This is a genomic window from Agrobacterium sp. MA01, from assembly GCF_009650195.1.
Lineage (GTDB): Bacteria > Pseudomonadota > Alphaproteobacteria > Rhizobiales > Rhizobiaceae > Allorhizobium.
Map to the genome: position 1 here is coordinate 2,900,172 of NZ_CP045854.1, position 19,545 is coordinate 2,919,716.

A 19,545-nucleotide genomic window follows, 5' to 3' on the forward strand; every position below is an offset into this window, starting at 1 on the left:
TTCGACGAGCGTACCTTGCCGCCTTAGCGCCACACGACTATATCAAAACCCGAGGACGACCTCCCCACAATGGGCCTGATTGACTGCGGGACGACCCGCCTGTTTTCCCGGAGGGAAGAACATGCGGAAGACCGCAGATCGTATTCGTCACGCAATAAGCTTTGAACTCATCGGACTGGGCCTGGTCATCCCGCTCGGCACCCTGGCATTCGCAATGCCCGCGAAAGACATCGGTGTCGTCGGTGTCGTCGGCGCGACCCTCGCGACCTTCTGGAACTATATCTACAATCTTGGATTCGACCACCTTCTGCGCCGACTTACCGGCACGACGCTGAAGACGGTGCCTGTGCGTGTCCTTCACGCCGTCCTCTTCGAGGCCGGCCTGCTGATGATCCTGATGCCGTTCATCGCCTGGTATCTGCAGATCAGCCTCTGGCAGGCCTTCGTCATGGACGTCGCCTTTGCCCTCTTCTATCTGGTCTATGCCTTCATCTTCAATTGGGCCTACGACCGCGTCTTCCCGCTGCCCGAGTGGAAAACGGAGAAGGCCGCCGCGCCTCGGTGAAGAGAGATCTCACGGTCGAAACAGAAGCGTGACCGACCAGGTGACGAAGGCGACGATGGCGAGCTTCCAGAAATCGCTGCGTCGCCTCAGACCCGGAAGACCGAGCGGCTTGATGATCTGCACGATCATGGCGAGGATCAGGAAGGCGGATATGGCCTTGGTCATTGAATTTCCCTGTGGAGGCAGCACGAAATGTCATATCTGCCGCTCTTGCTGCGGCGGGGCAGCCACACCACTGTCACTTTTGCCCGCCAGAACTTGATCCTGCAAGCACCAAGGTCGCATTCAGACAACGGTAGGAAGATCCTTCTATTGTGATCGTGCCGTGCTCCTCCGATTCGGGCGCCCTCCACACCAATCGACAAGAATGCCATGAGACGTAATCTTCTGCCGGTAATGGCCCTGCTTCTGGGCACGCTCTTTCTTTTCCTCGGAAACGGCCTGCACGGCCTGCTCCTGCCAGTGCGCGGGGCAGCCGAAGGCTATTCCAACGAAATCCTCGGCCTGCTCGGCACCACCTGGGCTGCCGGCTTCGTGCTCGGCTGCTTCGTGGCACCGAAGCTGGTCGTTCGGGTCGGCCATGTCCGGGCCTTCTCGACCTTCGTTGCCCTGATTCTGGTGAACGCGCTCCTCACCGGCATCGTTGTCGATGCCACCTGGTGGGTCGCGCTGCGCGTCATCACCGGGTTCTGCACCGCAGGCACGTCGATGATTATCGAGAGCTGGCTGAACGAGCGCGCGACCAATGAGAGCCGCGGCATGATTTTCTCGTTCTACATCTCGATCACGCTGATCGGTGTGGTGGCGGGACAGATGCTGGTAGGCGTCTTTGACCCGGCAACGACCATTCTCTTCATGATCTGCGGCATCGTCTACGGCTTCGCCATCATGCCAACCTTGATGTCGACTGCAGCCACGCCGCAGCCGCTCCGGTCCATCAAGCTCGACCTGCCATTGCTCTACCGCAACTCACCCGTTTCCTTCGTCGGGATCCTCATGATCGGCATCGCCAATGGTGCCTATGGCACGCTCGGGGCCGTCTTTGGATCACGTGTCGGTCTCGACCCGTCGACCATCGCGCTGCTCCTGTCGGTCACGATCTTCCTCGGCGCCATCATGCAGTTTCCGGCCGGCAAGCTCTCCGATCGCATCGATCGCCGCTACGTGTTGGCGGCACTCTCCGCGCTTGCCGCCTTCGCGGCGCTCGCCATGGTCACCATCACGCCTTCTGATCCGCTCTGGATCTTCATTTTCGTCGGCATATACGGCGCCGCCGCCAATGCGCTCTATCCGATCGCCGTTGCCCACGCCAACGACTTCGCCAAACCCGACGAGTTCGTGAAGGTCTCCGGCGGCCTGCTGCTGCTCTTCGGCATCGGCACGATCATCGGACCGACGCTCGGCGGCCCGGTCATGACGGCTGCCGGCCCCTATGCACTCTTTGCGGTGACCGCAGTCGCGCACCTGCTGATTTCGGCCTATGCGATCTATCGCAGCCGGACACGCGCCGCGATCCCGGCCGAGGATCGTGAGAACGTGCCGAACCTGCCGATCTCGGCATCGCCGATGAGCAGCACGCCGGAAGGCTTGAGCCTCGATCCGCGTGCCGCCCCCTTGCCGGAGCAGGATGAATTGGACGACACTCCGCCAATGGAGGCACGCACATGATCATCGATGAAGAAGCACGTAAGCGCAGCACCGGCCACGACCTTGGCTGCGAGCTCTCGGCAATCTCGGCTGACGAACTGCGCCACCGAATTGCCCTTCTGGAAGCCGAGATCGACCGAATCAGGGCGGAGATCGACCGCAAGGAAGCTGGCAGGAAAGCCGCCGACAGCCTGTTTGGACCGAGGTCTTAGCCGTCAATATTCGGTGAGGCGCCCGTGATGTCTTGAAACGATCTCAATCTCATCTTGGCGTTTACCGTTTATTAAGCCATTTCAGGGAAACTACAGTCACCCCGATCTTCGGGCTCAGCTGGTTCGTTTCATGGAAACTCCTTCTGATTTCTCCCTGTTTTACCTTGAGAGCCGCATTTGCGGCTCTTTTTTTGCCCAAATCGCCAAAGGTTTCACGAAAGTGTGGGAATTAACCCTTCCTTAAGTTTCGCCTTGCGGATTTGGGCTATTGGTAGCATCGTAGCCTCACAAAATGCGGCAGGAACAAGTTTGTAGCGCTGTCGTTACATGCCTAAGTGATGCGTTTACAGGGAAACATCCATGTCTGAGCTCGGTATGAATACGGTTAGCTTTGCCGGTCGTGTGGCAGCGTCCAGCCAGTTCAAGGCGACCTATGCCGAAGGCATGGGCCTTGTTGAGGAAACCGCCGCCTATCTCGACGGCCCAGGGCGCGCAGCCGCAAAGGTTCTGCCGCGCCAGGCTTCCGTCCTCTACGCGGCGGAATCGATGCGCCTGACCACGCGCCTCATGCAGATGGCATCCTGGCTGCTGCTGCAGCGCGCCGTCAACAATGGCGAGATGAGCCGCGATCAGGTTCTCTCCGAAAAGAGCAAAGTGCGTCTCGACGGCTTCAACGTCGATCGCGCTGCCCCCGGCTGGAATGACCTGCCGGAAGCCTTCCGCGATCTCGTCGAGCGTTCGCTGCGACTCCAGAACCGCATCGCCCTTCTCGACCGCGAAATCTACCGTCCGGCCAGCGAAGAAGAATTCCAGCCGGACAACGAAAATAGCGTTCAGGCACAGCTGAACCTGCTGCGCACCGCATTCAACGCAGGCTGATCACGCTTCAGGCACGACCTCGACCCGGCCAGCGAAAGCTGCGCCGGGTTTTTCATCTCTAGACCAGACTGATTGCAAAGAATCAGATTTACAACTTTAAATATTGTGCGACACTCTCCTGAACAGGGGGAGTTGAGCACATGGCAAGGTTCATTCTTTCGATCGATGGTGGCGGCATCAGAGGTACGATCCCAGCCGCTGTTCTGACCGTTCTCAAGGGCAAGCTCGAGAAGCGGGACAAGCGCCTGCCACTGCATCGCTATTTTCATCTGATTGCCGGGACGTCGACGGGTGCGATCATAGCGGCGGGTCTGACCTGCCCGAAGCCAGGAAAACCCGCAGAGCCGGCCGCCGACCCCAAGACACTGCTCGATCTCTACAAGCGCAAGGGCGCCGAAATCTTCAACATCGGCCTCTTCCGTAAGATCGCCAATCTCGGCGGTCTGTTCGAGGAACGCTACGACGCCGCACCGCTCGAAAAGATCCTGCGGCAGATGCTTGGGGAACGGACTGAGATCAAGGACGCCCTCGGCAAGGTGCTGATCACAGCCTATGACATCCATGCGCGGCGTGCGGTCTTCATGACCAATGCCGACAAGGATCACGAACGCTTCCTCTTCTGGCAGGCGGTGCGCGGCTCCTCCGCTGCACCGACCTATTTCGAGCCGGCAATGGTTGAGGACCTTGCCGGCCAAAGCCATGGACAAATCCCGGCCATCCCGCTGATCGATGGCGGCGTCTTTGCCAACGATCCGGCCATGGCCGCCTATGTCGAAGGCTGCAAGCTCGGCTGGCGCGACAACGACCTCGTCATCCTTTCGCTGGGAACGGGCTCGGCCAACCGCAAGATCCCCTACCAGCAAGCCAAGAGCTGGGGTGCGGGTGGCTGGATCAGTCCGGCCAATGACACGCCGCTGATTTCCGTGCTGATGCAGGGACAGTCGAGCACGACATCCTATCAGCTCAACAAGTTGTTGAACGCCGACCCGCCCCGCTTCTCCGAAGGCGCAACGGTGGTCACGACGGCCAACCGGAAGACGCTCAATTATTTCCGGCTGGATGCGCCGCTCGTCGGGGTAAATGACGCGCTCGACGACGCGACGCCTGAGAACATCTCGAAGCTGGAGCGCTTCGGCCTGACGCTCGCTGAAAAACACGATCTTGCACTCGAAGAGATCGCCGATCGACTCGCAGCCATCTGATTGAGCAAGCGGCAGCACTCAGCACAAATACAAAAAGCCCGGCACGACGGCCGGGCTTTCTGTATGATATCGTTCCAAACGATCAGAGGCCGAGGCCGCCGAAGCGCTTGTTGAACTTGGAAACGCGACCACCGCGGTCCAGCAGCTGCTGGTTGCCACCGGTCCAGGCCGGGTGCGAGCTCGGATCGATTTCGAGGTTCATGACGGCGCCTTCCGAACCCCAGGTCGAACGGGTCTCGTATTCGGTGCCGTCGGTCATGACGACCTTGATGACGTGGTAGTCGGGATGGATGTCAGCCTTCATCGCTCTATTCCTGCTGTGCCGTGGGGTCCATATGCCGCAATTGCCTCGGCAGGACCTATTCAATAGATGAAGCCACAGTCCGTCTGGTCTACGGCTTCCCAATTCGATGCCGTGCCTATACATGAAGGACGCAGGGATAACAAGTGCCATGGCGCGAAAGCACATTGGTACTGAAGGAGCATGACAGAGTGACCTTGGAAGCCGACACAACAGACAAGAAACGACGCTCTCTGAAGCCTCTGACCAGCCTCTTTCCCTATCTCAAGCGCTACCGGGGTCTGGTTGCCGGCGCGCTGATCTTTCTTTGCCTCGCAGCCGCGACGACGCTGGCGCTGCCGATCGCCATCCGGCGCATGCTGGACCACGGTTTCCAGGCCGCTGACAGCGAATTCATCAACGCATACTTCGCCATGATGATCGTCATGGCGCTCGTCCTCGCCGTCGCCAGCGCCCTTCGTTATTACTACGTCATCACCATCGGCGAGCGCGTGGTGGCGGATCTGCGCCGCGACGTCTTCGCTCATGTCACTAAGCTGTCGCCCTCTTTCTTCGACATCAACCAGTCCGGCGAGATCGTCTCGCGCCTCACCGCCGACACGACTCAGTTGAAGTCGGCCGTCGGGGCCACTGCCTCGCTGGCGCTCCGCAACACCATTCTCTGTCTCGGCGCCGTCGTCATGATGATCGCGACCAGCCCGAAGCTCTCGATCATGGTGCTTGCGGCGATTCCCGTCATCGTCTTCCCGCTGGTTGGTTTCGGGCGCTCCGTCCGTCAGCGCTCGCGCGCCGCCCAGGACACGCTTGCCGAAGCCTCGTCCTATGCCGGCGAAGTCATCAGTGCCGCCCGCACGCTGCAGGCCTTCAACGCCGAGGAAGCTGCGCGCACGCGATACTCTTCCTCCGTCGAAAGTGCCTATGAAGCGGCACGCTCCGCGATCCGTTCCCGCTCGCTCCTGACCGGCGTTGCGATCGCCCTCGTCTTCGGCAGTGTCGTCGGCGTCCTCTGGTACGGCGCGCAAAGCGTGCTCGCGGGGACCATGAGCGGCGGCACGCTCGGCCAGTTCCTCCTCTATTCGCTGATTGCAGCAGGCTCGCTCGGCACGCTTTCGGAAGTCTGGGGTGAGCTTTCTCAAGCCGCCGGTGCCGCCGAACGTCTGCATGAACTGCTTGCAGAACACCCGGCGATTGCAGCACCTGCCGTGCCGAAGGCGCTCCCCGAACCCGCCCAGGGCAGTGTCAGCTTCGAGGACGTGCACTTCAGCTACCCCTCGGCAAGAACCAAGTCTGCGCTGAATGGTCTCTCCTTCTCCGTCAGCCACGGCGAGACGGTCGCGATCGTCGGCCCCTCCGGCGCCGGCAAGAGCACGATCTTCTCTCTCATTCTGCGCTTCTACGATCCGGTATCCGGCACCATCCGGCTGGACGGCATCGACATCCGCGAAGCCGATCCAGAGGCCGTACGCGCCCGGATCGCCATCGTCCCGCAGGACACCACGATCTTCGCATCGTCGATCCACGATAACATCGCCTTCGGCACGCCCAACGCCTGTCGCGGCATGGTCGAAGTTGCGGCCGAAGCGGCTCAGGCGAGTGAGTTCATCGGTCGCCTCGAGAACGGCTTCGATACGATCGTCGGCGAACGGGGCGTGACCTTGTCGGGCGGCCAGCGCCAGCGCATCGCGATTGCCCGTGCCTTGCTGCGCGACGCCCCTCTCCTGCTGCTCGATGAAGCGACGTCGGCCCTTGATGCCGAAAGCGAAACGCTCGTGCAGAAGGCACTCGACGGCCTGATGCGCGACCGCACCACCATCGTCATCGCTCACCGGCTCGCAACGGTCCTGAAGGCCGACCGCATTCTCGTGCTCGACGATGGACGCATCGTCGAGGAAGGTACCCATCAGAGCCTCATCCAGCAGGGCGGCCTTTACGCCAAGCTCGCGCGTCTGCAGTTCGAGACGGGCGGCCGCGACTTCACCGCAGCCGCGCAGTAAGGCCGGCCGGCTTTACCGCCCGACGCTTCTTCCTGCCACGCGGCCGGAGAACAGGCAGCCGCCGAGGAAGGTCCCCTCGAGCGCATTGTAGCCATGCATGCCGCCTCCGCCGAAACCGGACACTTCGCCGGCGGCGTAGAGCCCCGGCACCGGCTTGTTCTCACGGTTCAGGACGCGCCCCTCAAGATCCGTATGCAAGCCGCCCAGCGTCTTGCGGGTCAAGATGTGCAGCCTGACGCCGATCAGCGGCCCGGCGGCCGGATCGAGCAGGCGATGAGGCTTGGCCGTCCGCATCAGCTTGTCGCCGAGATAATTGCGGGCGCCACGGATCGCAGTCACCTGCGCGTCCTTGGAAAAGCTGTTTTCCATCTCCCGGTCGCGCGCTTCGATCTGCGCGCGCAGATGGTGGACGCCGAGCCGGTATTCGCCGGAAAGCTCGTTCATCCCGGCGACGAGATCTTCGAGATTGTCGCGCACGACAAAATCCTCACCCTTGTCCATGAAAGCCTGAACCGGGCCCGGCGGGTTCTTGCCGAGACGCTTCAACAGCAGCGGCAAGTTCTTGTCCGTCAGGTCGGGGTTCTGCTCCGAACCGGACAGTGCGAATTCCTTCTTGATGATCGCCTTGGTCAGGATGAACCAGGAATACTCGTGCCCGCGCGCTCGGATTGCCTTGAGAGTACCGAGCGTATCGAAGCCGGGCATGGCCGGCGCCGGGAAGCGATTGCCGTCGACATCGCACCAGAAGGAGGACGGCCCCGGAAGGATGCGGATACCGTGGTTCGGCCAGATCGGATCCCAGTTCTTCAGGCCTTCCGTATAGTGCCACATCCGGTCGCCATTGATGATCTCGCCACCGACGGCCTGAGTGATAGACAGCATGCGCCCGTCGACATGGACAGGCACGCCCGCGACCATGTGTTTCGGCGGCGGCCCCAGGCGCTCGACCGGCCAGCTCTTGCGGACGAGATCGTGATTGCCGCCGATGCCGCCCGAGGCCACGATGACGGCCCCGGCCTTGACTTCGAAATCGCCGACGACGTTGCGGGAACTCGATCCGCCGCGCGGCGTCGCATCACCGGCCAGAAGAACGCCGGTGGCACCGGTCACCGCGCCGTTGGTCACGGTCAGACGGTCGACCTGGTGGCGGAACAGGAAGGTAAGTTTGCCCTCATCCGATGCACCCTTGGCGCGGCGCACAAAGGGCGCGAGCACGCCGGGGCCCGTACCCCAGGTGACGTGGAAACGCGGCACGGAATTGCCATGCCCGTCGGCATGACCGCCACCGCGCTCGGCCCAGCCCACCACCGGGAACCAGCTGACACCCTGGCTCTTCAGCCAGCTGCGCTTTTCGCCGGCGGCAAATTGCAGATAGGCCTCAGCCCACTGGCGAGGCCAGAAATCTTCCGTGCGGTCGAAGGCGGCGGATCCGAACCAGTCCTGCCGTGCGAGTTCCAGACTGTCGCGAATGCGCATCCGCCGCTGTTCGGGACTGTCGACGAAGAACAGGCCGCCCAAGGACCAGAAAGCCTGCCCTCCGAGGTTCTGCTCTCCTTCCTGATCGATCAGCGCGACCTTCAGACCGCGATCGACAGCCTCGGTTGCAGCAACGAGACCGGCCAACCCTCCCCCGATGACGAGTACATCGAATTCTCGCATGCCTTCCTCCCGACAAGCCTTTTCTTACCTTTACGCGCACGTAAGCAAGGCCGCAAGTTGTCTGGCACACAAACAATTGCGAACGAAATCAGCGCTCGGTCAGCTTGAGTTCGATGCGACGGTTCTGTGCCAGGGTGTCCGGCGTGTCGCCTTCCGCGATCGGCTGGAACTCGCCGAAGCCGGCAGCGACCAGGCGGTTGGCGGGAACGCCTCTGGAGATCAGGTATTTCACCACCGATGTCGCGCGCGCGGACGAGAGCTCCCAGTTGTCGCGATACCGGCCGGTGCCGGTGAGCGGCGATGCGTCGGTATGCCCGTCGACCCGGAGCACCCAGTTGATTTCTTCAGGAATCTCCTGGGCAAGTTCGAGAATGGCCGCAGCGAGCTTGTCCATTTCCCCCTGCCCGGCCGCATCGAGATCGGCGCCGCCGACGGGGAAGAGCACTTCCGACTGGAAGACGAAGCGGTCGCCGACGATCCGGATGTTATCGCGATCGGAGAGAATTTCGCGCAGCCGTCCGAAGAAGTCCGAGCGATACCGGTTGAGTTCCTGAACACGCTGGGCAAGCGCCACATTGAGGCGGCGGCCAAGATCCGCGATCCGCGCCTGGGAGGCCTGATCCTTGGCTTCGGAGGCCTGGAGCGCCCCTTCGATGGCGGCGATCTGTGCACGAAGCGCGCCGATCTGCTGGTTCAAGAGCTCGATCTGGCTCATTGCCCGCGCGCTTACCTGCCTTTCGGCATCGAGTTCATCGGTCAGCCGGCCAACCTTCTGGTTGGCGACGTCTGCCGAGCCCGCACCGCTATCGAGCAACTGCTGCAGCCGGCTGCGCTCGCTTTCGGACGAGGAGAGAGAGGATTGCAGTGAAGCCAGTGTATCCTGGAGATCCTGATTGCCGCTCTTTTCCAGTGCCAGCAACTGGGTGAGTTCGGCGATCTGGCTGTTCAACCGGTTCAGCACTTCGTCCTTTCCCGAGATCTCACGTCCCAGGATGAACTGCGCGACGACAAAGACGGTGAGCAGGAACATGATGGCGAGCAAGAGCGTCGACAGGGCATCGACAAAGCCCGGCCAATAATCGACCCCGCGCTCGCGGCGGCGGTTGCGCCCGAGCGCCATTTACTTCGCCCCGCCGATCTTGTCGTTCAACCGGTCCAGCGTCTTGCGCATGGCGCGCGCATCTTCCTGCTGGGCCTCGATCCAGTCGCGCAGCATCTGCTGCTCGTTGCGCATGTTCTTGACCAGCCCCTGGATGCCCTCGGCGAGGCCGGCAATCGCGGCAACCGAGCGATCATTGCCCTCGCGACTGGCGAGTTTCTGGATCTCCTCGACCAGCAGGCGGATATCGTCACTCGCAACACCGCCGTTGGATTCCGAAGCCACGGGGCGCTCCGAGTCGAGATCGGTGACGGAGGAAAGCCAGTTTTCGAGTTCGATGTAGAAGCGGTTCTGCGCACGGCCGGCCTGCAGATCGAGGAAGCCGAGGATCAGAGAGCCTGAAAGACCGAGCAGCGACGAGGAAAAGGCCGTGCCCATGCCGGAAAGCGGCGCCGTCAGGCCCGTCTTCAGCGATTGCAGAATGTCATTGCTGTCTCCCGACGCAGGATCGAGCGAACCGATGACCTCGTTGATCGAGCCGATCGTGCCGAGCAGTCCCCAGAACGTTCCCAGAAGTCCGAGAAAGACAAGCAGACCGATCAAATATCGAGTGGTGTCGCGCGACTCGTCGAGCCGCGTGCCGATCGAATCGAGAATGGAGCGCAGGGCGGCCGTCGAAATCGCCATCGAGCGGCGGCCACCGATCAGCGCCCGCATGGGGGCGAGCAGTTTCGGATCACGGCCCACCAGCATGGCATTGTCGCCGGCAGCGCGGAAGGAATTGAACCAGCGGACTTCAGGTCGAAGCGCCAGCACCTGGGCAAAGACGAGGATGATGCCGACGACGAGAACGCCGAGGATCAGGCCGTTCAGGCCGGGATTGGTGATGAAGGCAGCATGCGCCTGTCGGTAGAGGATTGCCGCGATGAAACACACGATGATCAGGAAGATCACCATCGTCGTGAAGAAGGGCATCGGGCTGGAGAGCTTCTGGCCGTATGCTCCCGGACGGGTCTCGCCCACCTCGAGATCCTCCAACTTCACTTTCGCCATGGTACGCTCAACCTCCGGGGAATCTTGGACCCGGAGGCTAGTGCAAAATTGAGACGAATTGAAGCCGCGGACTTTGGGAAAATTTTCCCTAAGGCCGAAATCAGGCCTGCGGCACCGGACGGTTCACGACCTCTTCGAGAGCCTTGCGGATATATTCGTTGCCGGCAAGCACCGTGCCGTTCTCGAACATGTCCTGGCCGCCCTTCATGTCGGAGACGAAGCCACCGGCCTCCTTGATCAAGAGAATGCCGGCTGCGATGTCCCAGGCATTGAGCTGCGCTTCCCAGAAGCCGTCGAGACGACCGGCCGCGACATAGGCGAGGTCGAGGGCAGCAGCACCCATGCGCCGGACGCCGGAGACTTCGCCCATGACATGGCGCAGTTCGACGAGGAACTTGCCGTGCTGGCCACGTCCCAGATGCGGCACGCCGCAGCCGACGACGCAATCGGACAACACCTTGCGTGCGCCGACACGGATGCGACGGTCGTTGAGGAAGGCGCCGCCACCCTTTTCCGTCGTGTAGAGTTCATCGGTCGCCGGATTGAAAATGACGCCCGCGACGATCTCGCCATTGCGCTCAAGCGCGATCGACACGGCGAACTGCGGAATGCCGTGCAGGAAGTTGGTGGTGCCGTCGAGCGGGTCGACGATCCAGCGATGCGCGCCGTCGGTGCCCTTGATCTCTTCGCCTTCCTCGCCGAGGAAGCCATAGGTCGGGCGGGACTTGAGCAGCTCTTCACGCACGATCTTCTCGGCGCGGAAATCGGCCTGCGAGACGAAGTCGCCGGGGCCCTTCACAGAGACCTGCAGGTTCTGCACTTCGCCGAAATCGCGCGACAGCGACTTGCCGGCCTTGAGGGCAGACTGGACCATGACATTGAGAAGGGCGGAGCGGGCCATAGATCGAATTCCTTGAAACTGGGAGACGCCGGGAGGCGGCGACGGGCGAGCGCGCGTCGGCGGCGGTGTTTGGCCGGTTCAAGACCACAAATGCCGCCGGAATTCAAGGGGCTTGGCCCTTTCGGCCCATGCATGCGGCTCAGATGTGCCCTGCAGCGAAGGTGACGATCAGGCCGCCGGCGACAGCTACCACCGAGGCGGCTGCAAGCCGCAGCGAAAAACCACGGCTACCCGCGACCGCCCCATAGACCACTTTAGCCGCCATGTTGGCGTTCACGGCGATCCCGACAGCAATGAGCGCCACGTCGATGGGAAGCGCAGGCAGCATCCCCGCAACGGTGACCGTTGCCGCATCGACATCGGCAAGAGCCGTCAGAGCCGAGACCACGTAAAGGCCGCCGTCACCGAAGATCTGGCTTGCCGCACGCGCGATGAAGGCGATGACGGTGATCAGAACAGCCATCTTGATGACCTGCGACAGCTCGAACGGATTACCGGGCAGGTCTGCCTCTGACGCCGTGTCGCCGCGAGCGATCGCCGTCATGGCACCCGCAAGCATTACGCCACCGGCAACGAGCAGGCCGGGCAACAGGCGCCAGCCGAGCGCCGGAGCCAGTGCGAGGAGGAGAAGCGCCGTGCGGAAAAGCGAGATGCTCCCTGCCGCGATCGCACCGGCCGCAGGACCGGCGGCTGCCGTCGTGTTCTGGCTCTGGCGCGCCATGGCGAGCGTCGTTGCCGTCGAAGAGACGAGCCCACCCACGGCACCGGCGACAAGATCACCGCGTCCGCCACCGATCAGCCGGACCGCGACATAGCCGACATAGGAAATGGAGGCGAGCGTGATAACCAGGATGACAAGGCTGCGAGGCGACACCCCGCCGAACGGACCATAGGGATCGGCCGGAATAAGCGGCAAGAGCACCAAGCCCATGGCGAGCAGCACGACCGCCGAGCGCAGTTCGATCCAGGTCAGCCGCCGGATCGCGGCATGCAGGAATTCGCGGCTGGCAAGGATCGTGACCGTGGCAGCGCCCGCCGCAGAGGCAACCGACATATCTCCCGCAACCGCAAGCGCACCGAGGCCAAACGTGGTGATGCCAGCAATGACGGTCGTCGCGCTGAACGAGCCTTCGGCCCGCGCCTCCATCAGGCCAAAGCGCAGGAGAACCACGGAGATGACGATCAGAAAGCTCGCAATGATCAGCCCGGACAGTCCGGACGGCGCCATGCCTTGATCCAGGAGGCCGCTGATCCCACCGGTCATTCCGATCAGCGTGAAGGTCCGGATCCCGGCGATGCGTGCACCCTCGGGTTCGTCACGCTCCCGCCAATGCCGCTCGACGCCGACAGCGGCGCCGATGGCGATAGCAAGCCCGAGACGTTGAAAGACATCGATCAGATCCATGCCGCCGCCCTCCCCTTGATACCAAATCTCGATAAGCCACCTTCAGTCGGCTTCCAGACCCTGTGGGTTCCCATCATCGAGACTTGGTATACAGCCGCAGAACGCGGTTGCGTCAGATCCGACGGAAGCGGTTGGCGAGATCGATCGCCTGCTTCTGCTGTTCCTCGTTGAGCCCCAGATAGAAATCCTCAAGCGCCGGATCCTTGAGACCCGCACGACGCGACAGCACATACCACTTGGCGGCTTCGACCGGATTGGGCCCGGTACCGAGTGCATTGATATAGAGATGGGCGATCCGGTTCTGGGCAACCACATTGCCACGTGCAGCCGCAATGCTCAGCCAGCGATAACCGGCCTCGTAGTCGCGGGGGCCGTTGTAGCCGTTGACCAGCCAGAGCCCCATGTCGAGCTGGGCCGTGTCGAAACCGGCACGAGCCGCCCGCATCATCCATTCACGAGCGCGCGCCTTCTTTTCCGGCGGCACGTCCTTCAATGCGGAATAGACCTGCGCCAGCGCATATTGCGCGTCGGCAATTCCCTGTTCGGCGGCCTTTTCGTAATAGGGCATGGCGGCGGTCAGGCCGCGCACGCCGGGCGTCCCCGAGACCAGGATCTGCGCCCAGTTGAACTGCGCCGAGGCATTGCCGGCATCGGCCGCGCGCCGCATGTAGTCATCGGCCTTGGCTCGGTCCTGCGGGACCTCCCGGCCCTCCATCAGAAGAAGCGCATATTTGAACATGGCGGAAGGATCGCCGCCCTGGGCAGCCTGGCCATACCAGAAGGCAGCCCCCTTCAGATCGCGCTTGACGCCGAGCCCGCGCGACATGATTTCCGCGAGCAGTGTCTGGGCAGCCGGATCGCCGAGCTGGGCGCGCGGCAGCGCCTTGTCGACGGCCGTCAGGAACAGCCCGCGCTGGAATGCGCCATAGGCCTCGTCGGGCTTTCCATCATAGGGTTTTTCCGGCGGCACTTCCGGCAGTGGCGCGCCCATGCGCAGGTAGATGTTGATGCCCTGCAGTTCCTCCGACTTGTCGTCGGCTGTCGGCTTCGCGCCCTTGGTTACCGGAGGCAGGGAATCCCTGTCGCCGCGGTCGAGCGTGTTGGCATCACCCGTGCTGCTGCTGGGCCGTGCCCCGCGTTCGATCTCGCCTGCGTTATCGGGATCGGCCGGCAGGATGGCCGGTGCGTCGCCGATCTCGAGACCATCCTCGCTCTCCTGTCCCATCACCGGACTGGCAAAGGCAAGGCATGCCCCGGCGAGCGCGGCGAGAATCAGGCGATGATGGGACGAGATTGAACGCATGAGGCGGTTCAATCCTCAAACCGTGGCGCTTTTTCGTCAAGCTCGGCATTCACGCGGGTCACAATCGCGGCAGCTTGTGCAGGGTCGGCGAAGACGGCCTTGCCGAGCGCCACGAATTCGACGCCGCTTTCGGCAACGACGACCGCGGAAGCTGGATCCGAGCCCCCCATGACGATGGCCGGGATCTCGATCATCGACGACCACCACTCACCGAGCGCGACATTCTTCGAATGCGCCTCCGGCTTGATGTCCCCGTCGATCTTGCCGAAGAAGATGTAGTCGGGCTGAACCTCACCGATTTCCAGCGCGTGGTGCCGGTCCATCGCATTGCCACCACCGACGATCAGCTTCGGCGCATGCTTCTCGACGGCCTCTGCCAGTGCTTCGGCATTGCCGGTGACATGCAATCCATCGGCCTTCACCCGACCGGCGACGCGGCTGTTGTCGACGACGAGCGCAGCGGCACCCGCCTCCTGGATGACCGGAACGAGCATTTCGGCATGCTTCTGGAACACGGTGTCGTCGAGCCCGTACTGCGGGATGACGACCGATGCGACGTCGCCGCCGCGCAGCGCATTGCGGAGCACCTCGGCGCGTTCGGCGGGATCCGCCATATCGGGAACGATGAGGACCAGGCGGCAGCGATTTTCGATCATGCGCGGTGTTTCCGTGTGCGGGACAGGTCCGTTTCTCAGGATTTCGTCCTCGTTTTCTCTAGACAAATCCGATAGACCGCTCTTCCGAAAGGATCAACCGCGCAATGCTGACAGACCCGAACTTCTATGCCGTCGCCATTCCCGCTGTTGCTCTTGTCGGCCTGTCGAAAGGCGGCCTCGGCGGCGCTTTCGCGCTGATCGGCGTGCCCCTGCTCGCCTTTGCCGTACCGCCGATGCAGGCCGCGGCGATCTTTCTGCCGATCCTTCTCGTCATGGATGCCGTCGCACTCTGGGCCTGGCGTCACCACAACAACCGAGCGACCCTCATTGCCATGCTACCGGGTGCGGTGATCGGCATCGGGCTCGGCTGGGCAACCTCCACCTATGTCTCGGCCGATGCGATGCGCCTGGTTCTCGGCGGCATCTCGATCGTCTTTTCGCTCAAATATTTCCTCGAAAGCTGGGCGGCCTACAAAGGCCAGGAAACGGTACCCGTCGGACAACGCCCGATCGCCGGCAGCTTCTGGGGCTCCCTGTCAGGTTATGCGAGCTTCGTTGCCCATGCCGGCGGCCCGCCCTTCCAGATCTATGTCCTGCCGCTGAAGCTCGATCCGCTGACCTATACCGGAACCTCGACGCGCTTCTTCGCCATCCTCAATGCGATCAAGGTCATCCCCTATTTTGCGCTCGGAGAGCTGGATGCGACCAATCTCAGCCTGTCGGCGGCCCTGTTGCCCATCGCGCTGGTGTCGACGCTCGCAGGCGCACGCCTCGTGCATTACCTGAAACCGGCGATTTTTTATCCCTTGATGTACGGCATGGTCCTGATCGCCGGCAGCAAGCTGACCTGGGACGGCACCCGGGGGCTTTTCGGCATCTGACGCGCGATTTCGTGTTCGGCCGCAGCTTGCTGCAGCGCACATCGGCGCTTGCCGCGGAAGGGCCTTTGACATAACCTTTCCGGCATGACGAACGCAGACCCGTTCATGGCGATCGCAGACCCGAACCGGCGGCATATCCTCGAGGATCTGCGTCGGGGGGAAAAGACCGTGAACGAACTGGCCGCGCAGCTGCCGATCAGCCGCCCTGCGGTCTCGCAACATCTGAAAGCATTGCTCGACAGCGGCCTTGTCGATGTCCGCTCCGAAGGCACGCGGCGGATCTATGTGATCAATCGACCCGGCTTCGACCGCATGAACATGTGGCTCGACCAGTTCTGGTCCTGAAACCCAGAAAACACTCGTCAAGGCAAAACAAAAGCCCCGAAGTCATGTGAACTCCGGGGCTGAAGGTAGTGTCTTGGCTGCTTCATGAATACATCGGGATCGGTCTTTGGGTCCGCCAGATCCCGGCGCAGCCGGAAGGGTGGGATCAGTGGCGTGTGGAGGCCCTCAGGCGTTCCATTTCATCCTTGAGACGCAGTTTCAGGCGCTTCAGTTCGGCAATGTGCCGGTCATCGATGGAGGGGGATGCAAGCGCGTCATGGAGTTTTTCCTCGAGGGCTCCATGCTTCTTCTGCAGCGATTCAAGATGAGCCTGTATGGTCATTTGATGCGTCCTTCCTTATCGCCTACCTCCAGCCCTCATCCGCTGGAGTTTCAGGCTTTGCGAAGATAATGTGACACGAGAAATGCGGTTTGTCGAAGGCGAATTGGCCAAAAACGACCTCGAAAATCGGAGACAAGGATAACTTCCCGTTACCGGTATTTGGTGATAGGAGCTTGCGCGAATCTTCCGGGCATCCTTAAAGGATGGGCCACACGGCGATAATGGGGAACAAGCATGGCCGATCAGGAACAGGCCGACGTCAGGCTCTCGTTGGCACGGCTTCGCCAGGAACATGAAGACTATGATGCGGCGATCAACGCGATGATCACGACTGGCTGTGATGCCCTGCGGATCCAGCGGATGAAAAAGAAGAAATTGTCCATCAAGGACAAGATCACCGCGCTGGAAGACCAGATCATCCCCGACATCATCGCCTGAAGGCATAAGGATACGAGATGACAGCTGAGTGCCCGCCCGTCGCCATCATCATGGGAAGCCAGTCCGACTGGGAAACCATGAAGAATGCCGCAGACACGCTCGACGCACTCGGCGTCTCCTATGAAGCCCGCATCGTTTCGGCACACCGCACGCCCGACCGCATGGTGGCCTTTGCCAAGGGCGCCCGCGACGAGGGCTTCAAGGTGGTGATCGCCGGCGCCGGTGGCGCTGCCCACCTGCCGGGCATGGTCGCCTCGATGACCAACCTGCCCGTCTTCGGCGTGCCCGTTCAGTCGAAAACGATGTCCGGCCTCGACAGCCTCTATTCCATCGTCCAGATGCCCGCCGGCATTCCCGTCGGCACGCTTGCCATTGGCCGCGCTGGCGCCGTCAACGCCGCCCTGCTCGCCGCCCGCGTGCTGGCCGCTTTCGACGAAGAACTGGCCGACCGCCTCGACGAATGGGTCGAACGCCAAACGGCATCGGTCGCCGAATATCCCGTGGACGAGGCCCCATGACCATCCGCACCATCGGCATCATCGGTGGCGGCCAGCTTGGCCGCATGCTGGCCATGTCCGCCGCCCGACTGAATTTCCGCACAGTGATTCTCGAGCCGCAGGCCGACAGCCCCGCTGAGCAGGTGGCCAACCAGCAGATCACGGCCGCCTATGACGATCCGGCAGCACTCGCCGAACTCGCCCGCCTCTGCGACGTCGTTACCTACGAATTTGAAAACGTGCCCGTTTCGGCCGCCGAAACGTTGGCTGCCAGCGTGCCCGTCTATCCGCCGCCAAAGGCTCTCGAAGTTGCCCAGGATCGCGTGACGGAAAAACGTTTCCTCAACGAATCTGGCATCGAGACCGCCCGCTTCCACGCCGTGGACAGCCAGGCCGACCTCGAAGCAGCCCTCGCCGATTTCGGCGGTGAAGGCGTGTTGAAGACCCGCCGCCTCGGATACGACGGCAAGGGACAGAAGGTCTATCGCAAGGGTGACAGCTCAGACGGTGCTTATGAGGCACTCGGCTCTGTCCCGCTGATTCTCGAAAGCTTCGTGCCCTTCGTCCGCGAGATCTCGATCATAGCCGCCCGCGGCACTGATGGCGAAGTCCGCTGCTACGACCCGACCGAGAACGTTCACCGCAACGGCATCCTGCACACCTCGACGCAGCCCGCGGCCATTACCCCACAAACAGCAACCGCCGCCCGCGAGGCCGCGACCAAGCTGCTGGACGCCCTGGGCTATGTCGGCGTCGTCGGCATGGAGTTCTTCGTGCTCGAAGATGGCAGCCTGATCGCCAACGAGATCGCCCCGCGCGTGCACAATTCCGGCCACTGGACGGAGGCTGCCTGCATCGTCTCACAGTTCGAGCAGCACATCCGCGCGGTTGCCTCTCTGCCGCTCGGTGACACCGTTCGCCACTCCGATTGCGTTATGACGAATCTGATCGGCGACGACATCGATTCTGTCCCCGCCTGGCTCGCAAAGCCGAACGTGCTCGTCCATCTCTACGGCAAGACGGAAGCTCGCCCCGGTCGCAAGATGGGCCATGTCACAGAAATCCTGCCGTTTCGCGACTGATTTTCCCGGTTTTTTAGCCTGATGTGTCCCGCATTTTCCGCCGGGCATGTTGACATCAAGGCCTCCCTCGGGCTAATTGCCGCCAACTCTTCAGGGGCGCGCCCAGCGGCGCGCTTTTGATTGTTTGAACACAGTGGGTGAATGACACATTCCCCGACAATCGTTGTGGACCAGAAAAATGAAGATCAAGAACTCGCTGAAAGCGCTTAAGGCCCGTCATCGCGACAACCGTCTGGTTCGCCGCAAGGGCCGCATCTACATCATCAACAAGCAGAACCCGCGCTTCAAGGCTCGCCAGGGCTGATGCCCCGGGATCTTAGGATCCCATGAGCCGGACGGACTGCCCGCCCGCATCTGTGGCGTGTTGATATCGGAAATTTGAGTTTGAAAGACGGCGCTGAGGGACTACCTTCCCTTCATGCGCCGTTTTTCTTTGCGACTCGCCCTCACCCTCCCGCTTCTGCCCGCCCTGCTCTTCGCGGGGACCGTCGCCGCACAGGCGCCGGAAGAGCAAGATGGCACGCAGGCGACTGAGATACCTGTCGAACAGATCCCACTGAGGCCGCCAGCCAAGCCGAAGACTGTCGATGATCTGCTCGCCGAACTGAAACGAGAGCGCAATCCGCAGGCGGCCCGCCAGATCGCCAATTCCACGATGGCGACCTGGAGCGACTCGTCTAGCCCGACGGTCAACCTCCTGATGCAGTGGTCTGCCAAGGCCGCCGCCGAGAAGCGCAACGCGGCCGCCCTCGACTTCATTGACCAGGCGATCATCCTGAAACCGGATTTCGTCGGCGCGTGGAATCAGCGCGCCACGCTGCATTTCACCATGGGCAACTACAAGAAATCCGTCTCCGACATCGAAAAGGTGCTGGAACTGGAGCCCCGCCACTTCGGCGCCATTGCCGGTCTTGCAGGCATCCTCACCGAACGCGGCAGCAAGGATGCCGCACTGAAGGCGTGGGAACGCTACCTCGAAGTCTTCCCCGCCGACCGCGAGGCTCAGGAGATCGTCGCCAAGCTGTCAGAGGAACTGGCTGGCCAGCGGACTTAAGGTAGCATCGACCTCCCTTGACGAACGGCACTGCAGCACGATCTTGTTGC

The 19,545-nt window shown here is 62.1% G+C and carries 23 protein-coding genes; 13 read left to right on the forward strand and 10 right to left on the reverse strand.

Features of this window, described 5'->3' with window-relative positions; translation table 11 throughout:
* Positions 1-121: 121 nt before the first annotated feature.
* Positions 122-565: a PACE efflux transporter gene (locus GH983_RS14070; protein WP_054148263.1), complete on the forward strand. Its 444-nt coding sequence runs from the start codon at positions 122-124 to the stop codon at positions 563-565.
* 9 nt (positions 566-574) lie between these two features.
* On the opposite strand, the gene GH983_RS24120 is transcribed toward GH983_RS14070, so the two are convergent.
* Positions 575-730 carry a hypothetical protein gene (locus GH983_RS24120; protein ID WP_171901601.1) on the reverse strand — a complete coding sequence of 52 codons (156 nt, stop codon included), beginning with the start codon at positions 728-730 and terminating at the stop codon, positions 575-577.
* Positions 731-937: 207 nt separating this feature from the next.
* Between GH983_RS24120 and GH983_RS14075 the strand changes: the two genes are divergently transcribed.
* From GH983_RS14075 to GH983_RS14090, 4 genes are all read left to right on the forward strand, one after another.
* The gene (locus GH983_RS14075; protein WP_054148262.1) at positions 938-2,233 is read left to right on the forward strand and encodes an MFS transporter; all 1,296 of its coding nucleotides are present in this window, start codon (positions 938-940) and stop codon (positions 2,231-2,233) included.
* Positions 2,230-2,424, forward strand: coding sequence for a DUF1192 domain-containing protein (locus GH983_RS14080; RefSeq protein WP_054148261.1), 195 nt, complete (start codon positions 2,230-2,232; stop codon positions 2,422-2,424). The genes GH983_RS14075 and GH983_RS14080 overlap by 4 nt, the downstream gene beginning before the upstream one ends.
* Positions 2,425-2,784: 360 nt before the next feature.
* Complete coding sequence (locus GH983_RS14085) at positions 2,785-3,303, forward strand: DUF1465 family protein (RefSeq protein WP_054148260.1); 519 nt, start codon at positions 2,785-2,787, stop codon at positions 3,301-3,303.
* Positions 3,304-3,443: 140 nt separating this feature from the next.
* Positions 3,444-4,505 carry a patatin-like phospholipase family protein gene (locus GH983_RS14090; protein WP_054148259.1) on the forward strand — a complete coding sequence of 354 codons (1,062 nt, stop codon included), beginning with the start codon at positions 3,444-3,446 and terminating at the stop codon, positions 4,503-4,505.
* Between the two features lie 82 nt (positions 4,506-4,587).
* Here GH983_RS14090 and rpmE read toward each other — a convergent pair whose 3' ends face one another.
* On the reverse strand, positions 4,588-4,809 hold the full coding sequence (rpmE, locus tag GH983_RS14095) for a 50S ribosomal protein L31 (protein WP_054148258.1): 222 nt from the start codon (positions 4,807-4,809) through the stop codon (positions 4,588-4,590).
* Positions 4,810-4,997: 188 nt separating this feature from the next.
* Between rpmE and GH983_RS14100 the strand changes: the two genes are divergently transcribed.
* Positions 4,998-6,800, forward strand: a complete 1,803-nt coding sequence (locus GH983_RS14100) for an ABC transporter transmembrane domain-containing protein (protein WP_054148257.1) — start codon at positions 4,998-5,000, stop codon at positions 6,798-6,800.
* A 12-nt stretch (positions 6,801-6,812) separates the two neighbouring features.
* Here the strand turns inward: GH983_RS14100 and GH983_RS14105 are convergent, their stop codons facing one another.
* The 7 genes from GH983_RS14105 to GH983_RS14135 form a co-directional block, all read right to left on the reverse strand.
* On the reverse strand, positions 6,813-8,459 hold the full coding sequence (locus GH983_RS14105; protein ID WP_069043464.1) for an FAD-binding dehydrogenase: 1,647 nt from the start codon (positions 8,457-8,459) through the stop codon (positions 6,813-6,815).
* 88 nt (positions 8,460-8,547) lie between these two features.
* A complete protein-coding gene (locus GH983_RS14110; RefSeq protein WP_054148255.1) occupies positions 8,548-9,579 on the reverse strand; it encodes a peptidoglycan -binding protein in 1,032 nt (343 codons plus the stop codon).
* A complete protein-coding gene (locus GH983_RS14115) occupies positions 9,580-10,611 on the reverse strand; it encodes a flagellar motor protein MotA (protein WP_054148254.1) in 1,032 nt (343 codons plus the stop codon). It lies immediately after the preceding gene.
* Between the two features lie 100 nt (positions 10,612-10,711).
* Positions 10,712-11,512: an inositol monophosphatase family protein gene (locus GH983_RS14120; protein WP_054148253.1), complete on the reverse strand. Its 801-nt coding sequence runs from the start codon at positions 11,510-11,512 to the stop codon at positions 10,712-10,714.
* Between the two features lie 139 nt (positions 11,513-11,651).
* Positions 11,652-12,917, reverse strand: coding sequence for a DUF4010 domain-containing protein (locus GH983_RS14125; protein WP_069043463.1), 1,266 nt, complete (start codon positions 12,915-12,917; stop codon positions 11,652-11,654).
* Positions 12,918-13,029: 112 nt separating this feature from the next.
* Positions 13,030-14,220 carry a tetratricopeptide repeat protein gene (locus GH983_RS14130; RefSeq protein WP_153762724.1) on the reverse strand — a complete coding sequence of 397 codons (1,191 nt, stop codon included), beginning with the start codon at positions 14,218-14,220 and terminating at the stop codon, positions 13,030-13,032.
* Positions 14,221-14,228: 8 nt separating this feature from the next.
* Entirely contained in the window at positions 14,229-14,876 is a 648-nt protein-coding gene (locus tag GH983_RS14135; RefSeq protein WP_153762725.1) for a thiamine phosphate synthase, read from the reverse strand.
* Positions 14,877-14,980: 104 nt separating this feature from the next.
* On the opposite strand from GH983_RS14135, the gene GH983_RS14140 reads away from it, so the two are divergent.
* Both GH983_RS14140 and GH983_RS14145 read left to right on the forward strand, forming a co-directional pair.
* A complete protein-coding gene (locus GH983_RS14140) occupies positions 14,981-15,757 on the forward strand; it encodes a sulfite exporter TauE/SafE family protein (protein ID WP_153762726.1) in 777 nt (258 codons plus the stop codon).
* A gap of 84 nt (positions 15,758-15,841) precedes the next feature.
* The gene (locus GH983_RS14145) at positions 15,842-16,102 is read left to right on the forward strand and encodes a helix-turn-helix transcriptional regulator (RefSeq protein ID WP_040300270.1); all 261 of its coding nucleotides are present in this window, start codon (positions 15,842-15,844) and stop codon (positions 16,100-16,102) included.
* 145 nt (positions 16,103-16,247) lie between these two features.
* Here the strand turns inward: GH983_RS14145 and GH983_RS14150 are convergent, their stop codons facing one another.
* A complete protein-coding gene (locus GH983_RS14150; protein WP_069043460.1) occupies positions 16,248-16,424 on the reverse strand; it encodes a YdcH family protein in 177 nt (58 codons plus the stop codon).
* 234 nt (positions 16,425-16,658) lie between these two features.
* Here GH983_RS14150 and GH983_RS14155 point away from each other — a divergent pair, with 234 nt between their 5' ends.
* The 5 genes from GH983_RS14155 to GH983_RS14175 all read left to right on the forward strand — a co-directional run bounded on the left by GH983_RS14155 (position 16,659) and on the right by GH983_RS14175 (position 19,495).
* Positions 16,659-16,862: a YdcH family protein gene (locus GH983_RS14155; RefSeq protein WP_006726870.1), complete on the forward strand. Its 204-nt coding sequence runs from the start codon at positions 16,659-16,661 to the stop codon at positions 16,860-16,862.
* Positions 16,863-16,879: 17 nt separating this feature from the next.
* The gene (gene purE, locus GH983_RS14160) at positions 16,880-17,380 is read left to right on the forward strand and encodes a 5-(carboxyamino)imidazole ribonucleotide mutase (protein WP_153762727.1); all 501 of its coding nucleotides are present in this window, start codon (positions 16,880-16,882) and stop codon (positions 17,378-17,380) included.
* Positions 17,377-18,441 (forward strand): 5-(carboxyamino)imidazole ribonucleotide synthase, encoded by a 1,065-nt coding sequence (locus GH983_RS14165; RefSeq protein WP_153762728.1) that lies wholly within the window; start codon positions 17,377-17,379, stop codon positions 18,439-18,441. Before purE ends, GH983_RS14165 begins: the two co-directional genes overlap by 4 nt.
* 178 nt (positions 18,442-18,619) lie before the next feature.
* Positions 18,620-18,745 (forward strand): type B 50S ribosomal protein L36, encoded by a 126-nt coding sequence (ykgO, locus tag GH983_RS14170; protein ID WP_006726873.1) that lies wholly within the window; start codon positions 18,620-18,622, stop codon positions 18,743-18,745.
* Between the two features lie 114 nt (positions 18,746-18,859).
* On the forward strand, positions 18,860-19,495 hold the full coding sequence (locus GH983_RS14175; RefSeq protein ID WP_153762729.1) for a tetratricopeptide repeat protein: 636 nt from the start codon (positions 18,860-18,862) through the stop codon (positions 19,493-19,495).
* The last annotated feature ends 50 nt before the right edge of the window (positions 19,496-19,545 follow it).

What these genes read in the sequence shown, in the direction of transcription:
- GH983_RS14070 (WP_054148263.1), top strand. Translation starts at nt 122, where the DNA reads ATGCGGAAGACCGCAGATCGTATTCGTCACGCAATAAGCTTTGAACTC.
- GH983_RS24120 (WP_171901601.1), bottom strand. Translation starts at nt 730, where the DNA reads ATGACCAAGGCCATATCCGCCTTCCTGATCCTCGCCATGATCGTGCAG.
- GH983_RS14075 (WP_054148262.1), top strand. Translation starts at nt 938, where the DNA reads ATGAGACGTAATCTTCTGCCGGTAATGGCCCTGCTTCTGGGCACGCTC.
- GH983_RS14080 (WP_054148261.1), top strand. Translation starts at nt 2,230, where the DNA reads ATGATCATCGATGAAGAAGCACGTAAGCGCAGCACCGGCCACGACCTT.
- GH983_RS14085 (WP_054148260.1), top strand. Translation starts at nt 2,785, where the DNA reads ATGTCTGAGCTCGGTATGAATACGGTTAGCTTTGCCGGTCGTGTGGCA.
- GH983_RS14090 (WP_054148259.1), top strand. Translation starts at nt 3,444, where the DNA reads ATGGCAAGGTTCATTCTTTCGATCGATGGTGGCGGCATCAGAGGTACG.
- rpmE (WP_054148258.1), bottom strand. Translation starts at nt 4,809, where the DNA reads ATGAAGGCTGACATCCATCCCGACTACCACGTCATCAAGGTCGTCATG.
- GH983_RS14105 (WP_069043464.1), bottom strand. Translation starts at nt 8,459, where the DNA reads ATGCGAGAATTCGATGTACTCGTCATCGGGGGAGGGTTGGCCGGTCTC.
- GH983_RS14110 (WP_054148255.1), bottom strand. Translation starts at nt 9,579, where the DNA reads ATGGCGCTCGGGCGCAACCGCCGCCGCGAGCGCGGGGTCGATTATTGG.
- GH983_RS14115 (WP_054148254.1), bottom strand. Translation starts at nt 10,611, where the DNA reads ATGGCGAAAGTGAAGTTGGAGGATCTCGAGGTGGGCGAGACCCGTCCG.
- GH983_RS14120 (WP_054148253.1), bottom strand. Translation starts at nt 11,512, where the DNA reads ATGGCCCGCTCCGCCCTTCTCAATGTCATGGTCCAGTCTGCCCTCAAG.
- GH983_RS14125 (WP_069043463.1), bottom strand. Translation starts at nt 12,917, where the DNA reads ATGGATCTGATCGATGTCTTTCAACGTCTCGGGCTTGCTATCGCCATC.
- GH983_RS14130 (WP_153762724.1), bottom strand. Translation starts at nt 14,220, where the DNA reads ATGCGTTCAATCTCGTCCCATCATCGCCTGATTCTCGCCGCGCTCGCC.
- GH983_RS14135 (WP_153762725.1), bottom strand. Translation starts at nt 14,876, where the DNA reads ATGATCGAAAATCGCTGCCGCCTGGTCCTCATCGTTCCCGATATGGCG.
- GH983_RS14140 (WP_153762726.1), top strand. Translation starts at nt 14,981, where the DNA reads ATGCTGACAGACCCGAACTTCTATGCCGTCGCCATTCCCGCTGTTGCT.
- GH983_RS14145 (WP_040300270.1), top strand. Translation starts at nt 15,842, where the DNA reads ATGACGAACGCAGACCCGTTCATGGCGATCGCAGACCCGAACCGGCGG.
- GH983_RS14150 (WP_069043460.1), bottom strand. Translation starts at nt 16,424, where the DNA reads ATGACCATACAGGCTCATCTTGAATCGCTGCAGAAGAAGCATGGAGCC.
- GH983_RS14155 (WP_006726870.1), top strand. Translation starts at nt 16,659, where the DNA reads ATGGCCGATCAGGAACAGGCCGACGTCAGGCTCTCGTTGGCACGGCTT.
- purE (WP_153762727.1), top strand. Translation starts at nt 16,880, where the DNA reads ATGACAGCTGAGTGCCCGCCCGTCGCCATCATCATGGGAAGCCAGTCC.
- GH983_RS14165 (WP_153762728.1), top strand. Translation starts at nt 17,377, where the DNA reads ATGACCATCCGCACCATCGGCATCATCGGTGGCGGCCAGCTTGGCCGC.
- ykgO (WP_006726873.1), top strand. Translation starts at nt 18,620, where the DNA reads ATGAAGATCAAGAACTCGCTGAAAGCGCTTAAGGCCCGTCATCGCGAC.
- GH983_RS14175 (WP_153762729.1), top strand. Translation starts at nt 18,860, where the DNA reads ATGCGCCGTTTTTCTTTGCGACTCGCCCTCACCCTCCCGCTTCTGCCC.